We start from the raw sequence: 13,216 nt of genomic DNA, 5'->3' as shown, positions 1-13,216 counted from the left end.
AGCTTCATAGGCCTTGCTCAGCGCATGAAAAGACCGGCAGGTTTTTATGCCTGCCGGTCTTCTTCACAATATTCGATCACGGACGCCAAAGACCGTGATTTGGTCTTAGTACCGGTAGTAATCCGGTTTGAAAGGACCTTCCTTTGGAATATCCAGGTAGTCGGCTTGTTCATGCGTAAGGCTGGTGAGTTTCACACCCAGTTTCGCCAAGTGCAGGCGGGCGACTTCCTCGTCCAATTTCTTAGGTAGAACGTGGACGCCGATCGTGTAGGAATCGGTCTCGTTCCACAGAGCCATTTGCCCAAGCACTTGGTTCGTGAAACTGTTGCTCATCACGAACGATGGGTGTCCGGTGGCACAGCCCAGGTTCACCAATCGACCTTCCGCCAAAACGAGGATCGACTTGCCATCGGGATATGTATACTTATGAACCGGTCCTCCGACATCGTTGTGATCTTTGATGGTCACTTTTTTGATGTCGCTACGACCGTTGAGATACGCGATCTGAATTTCACTGTCGAAGTGGCCAATGTTGCAAACGATGGCTTCGTTCTTCATCACGTCGAGGTGTTGGCTGCAGATGACATCGCAGCAACCCGTTGTGGTCACGAAGATGTCGCCGCGAGCTGCGACGTCTTCCATCGTGGTGACTTCGTAGCCTTCCATCGCGGCTTGTAGTGCGCAGATGGGGTCAATCTCAGTGATGACCACGCGAGCACCCAGCCCACGCATGGCATCGGCACAGCCTTTACCGACGTCGCCATAACCGCAGACCACCACGACTTTCCCGGCAACCATGATGTCGGTCGCCCGTTTGATACCGTCCGCCAGACTTTCCCGACAGCCGTAGAGGTTGTCGAATTTGCTCTTCGTAACGGAGTCGTTCACGTTGATCGCCGGGCAACCGAGTTTGCCATGACGGTGCAACGTGTGCAAACGATGAATCCCGGTGGTCGTTTCCTCGGTGAGGCCGCGGATGTTCTCCAACAATTCGGGGAACTTGTTGTGGACCATCATGGTGAGGTCGCCACCGTCGTCGAGGATCATGTTCAAGCCTTCGCCATTCGGCCAGAACAAGGTTTGCTCGATGCACCAATCAAATTCTTCTTCGGTCATCCCTTTCCAAGCGAAGACCGGAATACCCGCTTTGGCGATTGCGGCTGCGGCGTGGTCTTGGGTGGAAAAGATATTACAGCTCGACCAACGGACTTCAGCACCGAGAGCGGTCAGCGTTTCGATCAGCACGGCGGTTTGCACGGTCATGTGCAGACAGCCGGCGATTCGGGCCCCTTTCAACGGTTGCTCTTTTCCATACTTTTCGCGGAGAGCCATCAGCCCCGGCATTTCGTTTTCCGCGAGTTCGATTTCCATCCGCCCCCACTGGGCTAGCTTCTCGAACTGTTCTTCGTTGTAGTCACGAACCTTGTAAGGCAACGGCATAACATCTGACATCGATTTTCTCTCCTAGTGGCTGACGACCCTGTGAACCGGCCAACGAGATTCATCGGGAACATTTTACAGTCAAGATTTCCGGCGAATGGGGTTGGTGGAGTCCCGTCTTTATTCCGTCCGCGTCTGCGGAACTGGCGAAGTCCAACAACAAGTGAAGACGTGGAATGGTCAGCCGTTCCACACCACCACTTCGGGAAAACATAGGCAATTTACCCGCAGCCGACAATGGCCGATGGTGAAAAGCTGGCGTGAACGACGAAAAGATCAAACTTCGGGGTGGTTTCTCCCTAGCACGGGCTGCCTTGCTATGAGGACTCTGCTAGACTAAGACAAGTAGCGCGGCTCTGTTGTCCGCATGGAGAAGCAGCACCGGACTGGATTTTGACGAACGGAGAGGAGATGGCATTGATGCGTGTCGGAGATTTTTATCGCCCTGGTGGTTTTGGTTTGTCGATCGAGATCTTCCCCCCGAAGACCGATGAAGGCGAACAGGCTCTTCAGCAGACCCTCGACCGCTTGGCGAAATTTCAACCGGCGTTCTTTTCGTGCACTTATGGAGCCGGTGGTACGACGCGCGATCGGACGTTACGGTGGTGCCAAGAAATTCAAGATCGGCTGAACATCCCTGCGACCGCCCACTTCACGTGTGTGGGCTCGACCCGCGAGGAATTGCTCGCCTGGTTGGATAAAGCCAAATCCGTTGGTGTCACGAACATCATGGCGTTACGAGGTGATCCTCCGCAGGGCGAAACCACGTTTCAAGCCGTCGAAGGCGGTCTGCGATACGCGAATGAATTGGTCTCGTTGATTCGCGAACATCACCCAGAGATGGGCATCGGAGTCGCGGGCTATCCGGAGAAGCACGTCGAGTGTGTGGATGCGGCGACCGACTTGGACAATCTCAAGCGGAAAGTCGATGCCGGTGCGGATGCCGTCTTCACACAACTCTTTTACGAGAACGCAAATTTCTTCCGCTTCCGCGACGAATACGAACGCGTCGGCATCACCGTGCCCTTAGTGGCTGGCATTATGCCGATCACTTCGTTCGCTCGCATCCAACGCATCACCGCGATGTGTGGGGCCGTCTTCCCGGAGGGGCTGTCCAAGCAGTTGGAGGCCGTCCAAGATGACGCGGATGCTCAGTTCGAAATCGGCGTCAACCACGCGATCCGACAATGCCAAGAACTGATTGACCAAGGCGTGCCGGGAATCCACTTCTACGTGTTGAACAAGTCCGACGCGTGCGAACGAATTCTCGGCGAACTCAACTGGCAACCGGCGGAAGCACAGTTCGCATAACGACAATCTGTTGGAACACCGATTATGACGGATGACATATCGGGAATTGAAAGACCGCAGTTGCGAACCTGGACGCTTGGAGATTGTTGGATTCAGCTTCAGGACATCTTCACGAATTTCTTCGGAGCAACACCGGATTCACCGGAAGACCGTTTCATCGCGTTTGTCTCAGAACATCCGATGTTGGACGATGACAACCTGTTTCTGTTCGACGAAATCGTCCGAACCTTTGATCTCGAAGGCGGCAACCAAGCGCTGGAAGAGTTCCTTGCGTATCAGGTTGATGGCGACAAGCTCGACAACGACGAAGATCGACTCAACGAATTGACCTTCGCGGAACTGACGGAGTTCGTTCACCAGCGAACCCCCAAGTTTCAAGCGGTGATGGTCGCCGGTCATGAGTGCGGACCGGCGGGGGTGTTCTTGTCGTTTCGTCCGATCGTCAATCATATCTTCCGCGTGGAACGGCGTTTTGTCCCAAGCACGCCGATTCGTGATGTTCTCCAGGGCCGTCAATTGCGACGATTTTGGCAGCGATTGCAGTATTGGACCGACGGCGAGTTGCAATCGCTCCCCCGAAACTGGTACACCGCGTTCACTAATTTGTGGATTGCCCTGATCGGTATCCCTGTATTATTACTCACACAGAACGTGAGTCCGTACTGGTTGCTCGGATTGCTGGTATTGGAGTGGACCACGCGAGCATGGCTCGTGGAGAAGCTGGACCGAACCCTAAACCCGTTACCAGCCTCTATCCAAACATTCCGAGATCTAGCCGAGTACTTGCAACCCGCCGTCTGACTCACCGATTGTCTCGACCGAGACAAACGCGACTACCTGTCTGGACTGAATGACTATGACCGACTCAACCGCCGATCGTCTGCAAAACCTCCTGACCGACCGCATTTTGCTGCTGGACGGTTCGATGGGTTCGCTCATCATGCAGACGGGCCCCACCGAAGAAGACTACCGTGGCGAACGGTTCAAGAATCACAACATCGATCTGAAAAACGCAACCGATGTTCTTTGTCTCACTCAGCCCAAACTGATCGAAGACGTTCATCGCACCTACTGCGAAGCTGGATCGGACATCTTCGAGACCAACACGTTTGGTGCGAATATCCTCACGCTTGAGGAATTCGGTCTGGCCGACCTCACACACGAGATGAACAAACAGGCCGCCGAAATCGCTCGTAAAGTGGCGGACGAGTTCACCAAGAAAAACCCGGACAAACCGCGGTTCGTTGCCGGCAGTATCGGCCCGACGAAAGTTCAACTTTCCTTCAACGCCGACAAACCCGGCTTCCGCCCGGTCACATTCGACCAGATGGCCGACTCCTACGCCGAGCAAGTTCGCGGTTTGCTCGACGGCGGCGTGGACATTCTATTGCCGGAGACGTCGTTCGACACGCTCAATATGAAGTCGTGTCTGTACGCGATTGACCAAGTTTTCACCGAACGTGGCATGACAGTGCCCGTGATGGTCTCAGGGACAATTTTCAACGGCGGTCGTACTCTGACAGGGCAAACTCTCGAAGCGTTCCTGATCGCGTTGGAACACTTCCCGATGTTGAGCATTGGCCTGAACTGTGCGCTCGGGCCGAAGCAGATTCGTCCCTATGTGGATGTCCTCAATCAACATGCCCGTTGTGCGATTAGTCTCTATCCGAATGCTGGTATGCCCGATGGAATGGGCGGTTTCGATTCCACCGCTAGCGAATTTGCGGAGATCGTTCGCAGTTTCGCCGAAGAAGGCTGGGTAAATATCGTCGGTGGGTGTTGTGGCACGACGCCGGAATACATCGCCGCCATCGCCGATGCCGTGAAGGATCTGCGACCACGCAAGACGCCGAACCTGCCACGCTATTCGACTTACAGCGGTTCTGAGGAATTGGTCCTCACGCCCGACAGCAACTTTATGATGATCGGCGAACGAACCAACGTCACCGGTTCCAAAAAGTTTGCTCGACTGATCCGTGAAGAGAAACATGACGAAGCGCTGAGTGTTGCGGCCGACCAAGTCGAAGGCGGGGCAAACGTCATCGATGTCAACATGGACGAGGGGATGCTCGATTCCGAAAAGGAAATGGTGCAGTTCCTCAACTTGATCCACGACGACCCAGACGTGAACCGTGTTCCGATCATGGTCGACAGTTCCAAGTTTGAAGTGATCGAAGCCGGTCTGAAGTGTTTGGCGGGCAAAGGTATCGTCAATTCCATTTCGATCAAGGATCTCGGAGAAGAGAAATTCTTGGAACAAGCCCGAACGATTCGCAAGTATGGTGCGGCGGTCGTGGTAATGGCCTTCGATGAAATTGGCCAAGCGGCGGAGTGCGATCGGAAGGTTGAGATCTGCAAGCGTGCGTACAAACTCCTCACCGAGAAAGCCGGCTTTCCGCCCGAAGATATTATTTTCGACCCGAACATCCTCACCGTCGGCACCGGCATGGAGGAACACGCGAACTACGCGGTCGAATTCATCGAAGCGGTTCGCCGAATTAAAAAGGAATGTCCCGGCGCCCGCACAAGCGGCGGTGTGAGTAACGTGTCGTTCTCCTTCCGGGGGAACAATGTCGTCCGCGAAGCGATGAATGCGTGCTTCCTCTACCACGCGATTTCCGCTGGTTTAGACATGGGGATCGTCAACGCCGGGCAACTCGAAGTCTACGAAGAAATCGAACCGGAGCTTCGCGAGTATGTCGAAGATGTGTTGCTCAACCGACGACCCGATGCGACCGAACGCCTGATCGACTACTCGGAAACCGTGAAGGAAAAGAGCCAGGGCGCGGAACAGAAAGAACTTTGGCGAGAAAACACCGTCGAAGAGCGATTGAAGCACGCATTGCTCAAAGGCATTACCGAGTACATCGACGAAGACACCGAAGAGGCTCGCCAGAAATACGACAAGCCGTTAGACGTCATCCAAGGTCCGCTGATGGATGGCATGAATGTCGTCGGCGAACTGTTCGGTGCCGGCAAAATGTTTCTGCCACAGGTCGTCAAAAGTGCTCGCGTGATGAAGAAATCCGTCGCGTATCTGATGCCGTTCATGGAAGCCGAGAAAGAAGCCAGCGGCAACAAACAGGATTCGCGTGGCAAAATTCTGATTGCAACCGTCAAAGGCGACGTGCACGACATCGGAAAGAACATCGTCGCTGTCGTGTTGCGATGTAACAATTTCGAAGTCATCGACATGGGCGTGATGGTACCCGCGGAAAAAATCCTCGAAACCGCCCGCGAGGAAAACGTCGACATCATCGGCTTGTCCGGATTGATCACGCCTTCGCTGGACGAAATGGTTCACGTGGCGAGTGAAATGCAGCGACAAGGGTTCGATGTTCCGCTTCTAATCGGGGGAGCCACGACGTCCGCCAAGCACACGGCCGTAAAAATCGCTCCCAAGTACAAGCACCCTGTGATTCACGTCCTCGATGCATCGCAGTCTGTTCCAGTTGTGGAAAAACTGCTCGATCCATCGCGACGCGCGGGCTTTCTGGAGAAAGTTCGCATCGAGCAAGAACGCGATCGTAAGCAGTTTGCCGACCGTCAACCGAAGAACCTTGTCTCGTATGCCACCGCGTTCGAGCGACGTTTCCAAACCGATTGGTCGACCAGCCCGATTGCCACGCCGAGCTTTCAGGGCACGAAAGTTCTGAAGAACTTTTCTCTGCGTGAATTGGAGTCCTTCATCGATTGGTCGCCGTTCTTTGCAACCTGGGAACTGCGGGGCAAGTATCCGAAGATTTTCGACGATCCGCACGTGGGCGTCGAAGCAAGAAAACTGTTCGACGATGCCCAGCAATTGCTGAATGAGATCATCGACAACAACCTACTGACTGCACATGCCGTCTATGGGTTCTGGCCTGCCCAGTCCGATGGTGACGATATCATTCTGTACGAGCCCGGTACGCAAGTCGAGATGACACGTTTCCCCATGCTTCGACAACAATGGGAACGAAAAGGCCAAACCGAGTTTCGCTCGCTTTCCGACTACATCGCTCCCGTCGAGAGTGGCAGAATTGACACGATCGGTGCGTTTGCCGTGACCACTGGGTTGGGGTGTGACGAGTTGTCCGCGAAATTCTTAAAGACCCACGACGACTACAACTCGATCCTCGCGAAAGCCCTTGCCGACCGCTTGGCAGAAGCATTCGCCGAACGGCTGCACAAGCAAGCTCGGGATGATTGGGGGTTCGGTCAAGAGGAGCAACTCTCGACCGACGAATTGATCGGCGAAAAATACCGTGGGATACGTCCTGCGTTCGGTTACCCGGCGTGTCCCGATCACACACCCAAAGCGACTTTGTGGGAGATGCTCGATGTCGAAAATGCCACCGGCATTCAACTGACGGAAAGTTTCGCGATGTGGCCGGCCGCTTCGGTCAGTGGACTGTATTTCGCACATCCGGAATCCCGGTATTTTTCCGTCGACCGGGTCACGAGAGATCAGGTTGAAGAGTACGCCGCCCGTTGCGGGAAACCCGTCGATGAAGTCGAGCGTTGGCTCGCACCGAATTTGGGGTACGATCCCGAGACCGTTGCCGAGACCGCGGAATCGGCGGCGTGAGTTGGAACAATTTAATGCCGGCCAATTCGTGGCGGTGGATCGTGGTCGTCTGCGCATTCGCCGCGACAACGCTCGAAGTCAGCGTGCCGATTTGGGCCGGGTTGCACACGCCGAATTACAGTCACCTGCACCAGTATCTCTCGGAACTGGGGCAATCGGGGGCTCCGACGGGAACGTGGGTCAGCAATGCCGGCTTTCTTCCGACCGGCGTTTTGATCCTCACGTTCCTACTTGCGCTCAAGGCGTTTTTGCCGTCATCGCGACGCGCGACATGGGGGATCATCGCCTCGATGGGTGTCGGGATCGGATACATTGCCGCCGGATTGGCACCATGCGATCCCGGATGCCCAACGTGGGGAACACTCAGCCAGAACGTGCATACCATCACAGGCTACTATCATTACGGCGGTGCGATCCTTGGGCTTGGCCTCTTCTTGTCGGCCTTTCGTTCTCAACGTGTCTGGAGAAATCTTGTACCGATCACGACGCTAGGAATTGTCCTGGCTGTCGTGGGTGCTGCAGGCATGATCATACTTCCCGGTTGGAAAGGTGCATTCCAACGGATCGCCGAGCTCGGTTTCTTCGGATGGGCCTGTTTCACGGCCTGGAATTTAGCAACCCGTCGAGCTGAAGTGATTTCTCAGCCAACAATCCCCGAAGAAAATTGATTTTCATGGCCGTTTCTCTGGAAACCAATCGCGAAGCTGATTAATATTTTCCGAACATCCAACGCAGAGCGAGTGTCCTCTTTCATAAAGACAACTCAACACACGTTGGACCCTCAAATACAGAGACGCGCAAGTGGCGGAACTGGCAGACGCGCTAGGTTGAGGGCCTAGTGGGGATTAAACCCCGTGGAGGTTCGAGTCCTCTCTTGCGCATTATTTTCAAAGGGTTTACGTCGAAACGGCGTAAACCCTTTTTTCGTGAAGTGTCGAGCTTTACAACATTCTTACAACAACGGGCGTTCGTGTGGCGTCGTGTTGCCCTTCACGAAAATCGCTTGACCGCCCTCTAAGCCCCCCAACCATTCCAACAGTTTTCGACGAATTCTTTGGTTGGATGGAAATGGCATGGCCTCACTTCGGAAGACGAAATCAGGGAAATATGTTATCTGCTTTCGATATGCCGATCAGCAGTACCAGCGATCTCTCAAGACTCAAAATCGCAAGGCAGCGGACGCGATTCTCGGCAAGATCGCACACACACTCTTTCAACTCGCGAACGGGAATCAAGTAATCCCAGAAGGAGTCGATCCCGGCGATTTCATCGTAAACGGCGTCACTACCCCTCGCGAGAAGAAATCGACCACGGGGTTGCAGAGCTATTCTGAGCTGATCGAGCGGTACCTATTGGAGCACAGCGGGCAAAAAGCCGATTCCTCGCTGAAAACAGAGCGAACGCACTTGCGGAATCTATGCATGGTGCTCGGCCCGAAAGCGAACGTTGCCGTCCATCGGGTCACGAGAGATGACCTGGAAAACGCTCTCCGGCAACGGAGAAAACGTGCTTCGGCCACAACCGTGATGAAGGAACGCCAAACTTTGATCTCGTTCTTCGGTTGGGCAACAGGCAAGGAGCAGATTGCACTTCGTTCATCGCCGGCCGTGAGGCTCTGCAGTTTTCAGGAAGACCGAGAGAAAAAACGCTTTCGCACTCTGATCGAGATCGACGAGATTCTCAACCGCGGAGGACTCCAAGATCGAGAGGTCGATGATATTTGGAAATGCTTGTACTTGGACCAAGATCAGATTGGAAAGCTACTAGAAATTTTTCGGACGAAAGCCCGGCACGATTTTATCTATCCGATGGTTGCTTTGGCAGCATACACTGGCATGCGGCGGGGAGAAATCTTAAGACTCCGGTGGTCTGATATCAATCAGGACGCTGGGCTAGTCACCGCACGCAGCCGGAAACAAAGTCGGCAAACGGTTGAAACCTCCCGGGATATTCCGATCCACCCCGTGTTGCAGGGTATTCTCACGGAACATCAATCAAATCGTCCGCACGGCCAGTCTGTGATTTGCCACGCCGGGGTAATCGAACCAATCACGATGGATATGGCGCACGATCACTTCTCCCGAACATTGAAAGGCACGCCCTGGGAACGCACAATGTCGGATGGCAGACGCAAAATCGTGCTCGGATTTCACACTTTCCGTCATAGCTTCGCGAGCAACTTAGCAATGCACGGCGTCGATCAGCGGATTATCGACAGCATGATGGGGCACCAAACCGAAGAAATGCGAAAACGATATCAACATCTATTCCCCGCCAACCGTCAGGCTGCAATAGAGACGTTGTCATTCGCAAACATCGGTGCCAGCGAATTGCCGGTGAACTCTGGCATCTGATTGCCAACACGCAAAAATAGAGTTTCTCCAACCCATTACTGCCAGTAATCATTTCGAGAGTACCACCAAATGAACAAAGGCTGCGAATCCCTTCAATGGCCGCTTTGGAACGAAAAGTCAATTTCAAACGGCGTGATCTCGTTTGAGTTGCTTGATGACATTGGTTCTGAGCTATGTACAATATCGTCTCCGATGGTCACAGTCATGTCCGCACAAGACCGACAGCAGATGTTGCTTCTCCCATTTAGCAACTTGCTAACCTTCTTCGACACGCACAGAGGATGCCAGTTCATTGCCCGCGATGTCGCTACCATGCACTGGAAATATGTCAATGCTTGCGAAGCGATAGCGAACTCGAAGCTCCTCGAACGATTGTGGGACTTATCGCGGCAGGGCAATTTCCATGACGTGCTCCTTCTGGAACAACGCCTGCGTCATGCAGAGTGTGGCGTCTTTCCAAAGCCACACCTCCTCGAAACCATCGCACGCAAATACAATGTATCAGACACTGGAGGCAGTCCGGAGAGCCACCACAGGCAAATCTTAGAAATCTATGAGAAGCAGTGTGAGAGAGCCAGACTCATCGCTTCCGAAACATCTTCAGAAGCCATCATTGAAGATTTTGGACCACTTGGCCACGCAATCGATGTGCAAGGTGCTATTGCGGTTTCAAATCCTGACCGAGAATTGCGTCTCGACGTCGCCAAACTCAAGGACCTTGAAGTTCGCCTTGAGGCGATCTACGCCGCGTCTTCACATGATCTAAAGTCTGATCGAAATGCGAGAAAAGTCTTCCAATGGGATGATGATGTGGTCCAACTCGACGAGGAATCGAGACCATGTTATCGGCCAGCTAAGCTTCGCCAGTGGTTAGCATCACTAATACCAACCTTACCAGATATTAATGGCCAAAATTTGACGGCACCTCTTGACGATCGTGGGCAAATATCTTTGATTCCCGAGCACTGGGGATTGCACGTGTATTCTACCGACTCTCTTCGAGCTTGGCGTGACGTAGTATGTTCCGCCCGCCTGAAGCGTTTTTTTAGGTCGGGAGACAGGCGGTCTATCCAGCCTAAATACCACGTCGCTCCGCGGATTGGGACGTCTGAACCAGAACTTTCCTATCTCCACCAGAGTGCACCTGGACTTTTTCTCGCCCCCGACGGTATGCGCTTTGTCAAAGTTTACGTAGCAGACATCGAATTTATCTGTCTTGGAGTCATCTGCGACCAGTTTGCTCAGGAAGGTCAAATTACCAAAGCTTTTCGTGATCGCGAAAATTTACTCGAGAACGTAGTCAAAAAACTATTCAGCCAACGTGAACGCAGCGAAGATGAATCTAATTTTCGTCTTCCGCAATTTGAGTCTGATCAGCAGTTCCATGTCGCGATGATACTGCTCAAGTGCGTATACCTTGGCTTTTCAATAGAGCAAGTTGGTCAACTACTGAGATACGAAACTGGGCAATCCAATTTGAGCATGGCCGAAATTGGCCGACTCTTTAATTTCTTCAAAGACCGAACTTGCCCCGAGATCGGTGCTAACATTCGCGATCGAACAGTTAGACATCTTGCGAGGAACCTCAATATCCCGCCTGAAAGCCTCGACGAAGCAATGCGGAATCCAGGCACTTTGGAACAAAGAATCCGCAATTTGGTCAATACGAACGCTCAAGGAGAAGCTCACACAAATCAGCTTAAAGAGTCCTTGCAGCATCGATCCGTGACTCCGTTTGGACGTATTGGACCACGAGTAAGTATCAATCAGGCTTTCAGCCTCGAAGTTCAAGAATTGGCCGACGAAGTGCTCAAAATGCTTCTCTTCGAACTCTCTGCGGCCGGTTTCTTGATCGCCGCGGTCGACGAAGCGAAGGAATTCGTCATACCTGTCAAAAAAACCGAGTCGACTGAAACAGTCTCAGCTAAGATTCGGAACGCGCTCATAGCGTGCGTGAGAAGATTGGCATACGCTCATGGCGGAGTTTTAATCGATGTCCCAATCAATCCCCACGTTGAGTTTGTTCATGATTGGTAAAGCCAGAAATCTTAACAATGTTATGTCGTGACATGAGCTTGAAACAATCATACCGATTTGCTATCATCCCCAACAGTAGCTTTGACACCTAGAGACGCTAGGTCAGGCTTTGCCGCAGCCATACGCTACCAACACCTCTTACGGTGTTGACTTCTTAACAACCGGCAACCTTCGCAGTGTGGAGTTGAACTCGTTCAACAGCCACCTTCGCGTTCGTTTTCTGTCCGGTTTCAGGTTCTTTGCTTCTTGAGCCTGTTCTTCTCCCCACTGCTTCTGCATGCAGTTGTTGCTGCGCGCTATACAGTCCGAGCTAGTCAGGAGCTTTTTACCATGACTCAGAGTAAACAACTCGAAATTTTTTCAGACGCAAGACTTGAGCAAATCATGTCAACACTTGGCGACATCCGAATTTCTGTCGACGAGATTCGCGAACGAATCGCGGGAGTGACCAAAGAGCACTATACGGTGGAAGAGGTCGCCCGCGCGACCGGCCGGGACCCTTACACAGTTCGCCGCTGGATACGTGACGAAAAGCTGAAAGCTATTCGAATTGATGGGAGTGGGCCTCGAGGACGGTTGTTGGTTCCCCGTGCCGAGCTGAAGCGACTAATCGGCGATGGCAAGGCCGCTCAAATGTCTGCATTTGCATCAAGCTAGGTGTGACGCACTTGTGGACCGGCAGATTCCCGAGAACCGAGGCACGGAGATTGAAAAGTGTGTATTGATAGAAAACAACGATGCAACGGTATTCGTAGGCGAGATAGATCAGCATTGCTGCCAGCACGGGGGCCACCGGTAAAAAGTGAGTATCCTAAAACTCAATGCTGAAACGTAACATCAATCACAATTCGTACCACAATCAATAACTTCCCAACAGAAAGATTTGATTATGATGACCAAGGAAGAATACGACGCTTATAGTCGTCAAAGAACGATTTGGAGTATAGAACACGACGCGTCAATGCTTCTTCTAAGAACCTTCGCACGTACCGACTTAGCTGACGATTGCAGTTTTCTTGATCAAAAAAGAGGCTACGATCACTGGGTCCAGATGCGTCGTGTGTGCGAACATCAAGAATTCTCTCGTTTTCCGTTGCTTCTCGATTTTTACTATCGCTGCCCTCAGACAGAGGACACGAGCTTAGACGAACTCTGGCCGCTGTTGAAATCCACAATACTGGCAAGATGCTTGATCCCCGAATTCCAATTCAACAATTTCGGCCGGGGAATCGGTGTTGTGACAAGATGGAACGACGAGTTTGCAATTGTGCACAATCATCCGCAATTCATCAACTTGCCTTCACTAGGCCAGTTGAATGTCGATGACGAGACAACAATTGGAATGCACCGATATGAGCCATTCATCACAAGGTTAGCGGATATATTTCGAAATGACATCGCCTCCGAACAGGCCGTAATCGACTTTGAAGAAAGCGATTGGTCGCCAGAGGAATGGACCGACGAGATCGACCCTACTGAGTTCTAAGGCTGATATGGAGAGGACACA

General features: G+C 52.7%; 10 protein-coding genes and 1 tRNA gene. 9 read left to right on the top strand and 2 right to left on the bottom strand.

What is annotated here, in order from left to right; all coding sequences use genetic code 11:
• Positions 1–105: 105 nt before the first annotated feature.
• Positions 106–1,452, bottom strand: a complete 1,347-nt coding sequence (gene ahcY / locus AC5DDB_RS18315) for an adenosylhomocysteinase (protein ID WP_491741199.1) — start codon at positions 1,450–1,452, stop codon at positions 106–108.
• Between the two features lie 399 nt (positions 1,453–1,851).
• Here ahcY and metF point away from each other — a divergent pair, with 399 nt between their 5' ends.
• From metF to AC5DDB_RS18290, 5 genes are all read left to right on the top strand, one after another.
• Positions 1,852–2,751 carry a methylenetetrahydrofolate reductase [NAD(P)H] gene (gene metF, locus AC5DDB_RS18310; protein WP_491741198.1) on the top strand — a complete coding sequence of 300 codons (900 nt, stop codon included), beginning with the start codon at positions 1,852–1,854 and terminating at the stop codon, positions 2,749–2,751.
• A 24-nt stretch (positions 2,752–2,775) separates the two neighbouring features.
• Entirely contained in the window at positions 2,776–3,552 is a 777-nt protein-coding gene (locus AC5DDB_RS18305; protein ID WP_491741197.1) for a hypothetical protein, read from the top strand.
• A 49-nt stretch (positions 3,553–3,601) separates the two neighbouring features.
• A complete protein-coding gene (metH, locus tag AC5DDB_RS18300) occupies positions 3,602–7,318 on the top strand; it encodes a methionine synthase (protein WP_491741196.1) in 3,717 nt (1,238 codons plus the stop codon).
• Positions 7,319–7,332: 14 nt separating this feature from the next.
• Positions 7,333–7,986, top strand: coding sequence for a DUF998 domain-containing protein (locus AC5DDB_RS18295; RefSeq protein ID WP_491741195.1), 654 nt, complete (start codon positions 7,333–7,335; stop codon positions 7,984–7,986).
• Positions 7,987–8,113: 127 nt separating this feature from the next.
• Positions 8,114–8,199, top strand: a tRNA-Leu gene (locus AC5DDB_RS18290).
• A gap of 71 nt (positions 8,200–8,270) precedes the next feature.
• Here the strand turns inward: AC5DDB_RS18290 and AC5DDB_RS18285 are convergent.
• Entirely contained in the window at positions 8,271–8,393 is a 123-nt protein-coding gene (locus tag AC5DDB_RS18285) for a hypothetical protein (RefSeq protein ID WP_491741194.1), read from the bottom strand.
• On the opposite strand from AC5DDB_RS18285, the gene AC5DDB_RS18280 reads away from it, so the two are divergent.
• The 4 genes from AC5DDB_RS18280 to AC5DDB_RS18265 all read left to right on the top strand — a co-directional run bounded on the left by AC5DDB_RS18280 (position 8,392) and on the right by AC5DDB_RS18265 (position 13,195).
• On the top strand, positions 8,392–9,672 hold the full coding sequence (locus AC5DDB_RS18280) for a tyrosine-type recombinase/integrase (RefSeq protein WP_491741193.1): 1,281 nt from the start codon (positions 8,392–8,394) through the stop codon (positions 9,670–9,672). The genes AC5DDB_RS18285 and AC5DDB_RS18280 overlap by 2 nt on opposite strands.
• Before the next feature lie 69 nt (positions 9,673–9,741).
• Complete coding sequence (locus tag AC5DDB_RS18275) at positions 9,742–11,709, top strand: hypothetical protein (RefSeq protein ID WP_491741192.1); 1,968 nt, start codon at positions 9,742–9,744, stop codon at positions 11,707–11,709.
• 330 nt (positions 11,710–12,039) lie between these two features.
• On the top strand, positions 12,040–12,366 hold the full coding sequence (locus AC5DDB_RS18270) for a helix-turn-helix domain-containing protein (RefSeq protein ID WP_491741191.1): 327 nt from the start codon (positions 12,040–12,042) through the stop codon (positions 12,364–12,366).
• A gap of 580 nt (positions 12,367–12,946) precedes the next feature.
• Positions 12,947–13,195 (top strand): hypothetical protein, encoded by a 249-nt coding sequence (locus AC5DDB_RS18265; RefSeq protein WP_491741190.1) that lies wholly within the window; start codon positions 12,947–12,949, stop codon positions 13,193–13,195.
• The last annotated feature ends 21 nt before the right edge of the window (positions 13,196–13,216 follow it).

Source organism: Thalassoroseus sp. (assembly GCF_984380535.1).
This window is presented reverse-complemented; position numbering and strand designations above follow the sequence as displayed.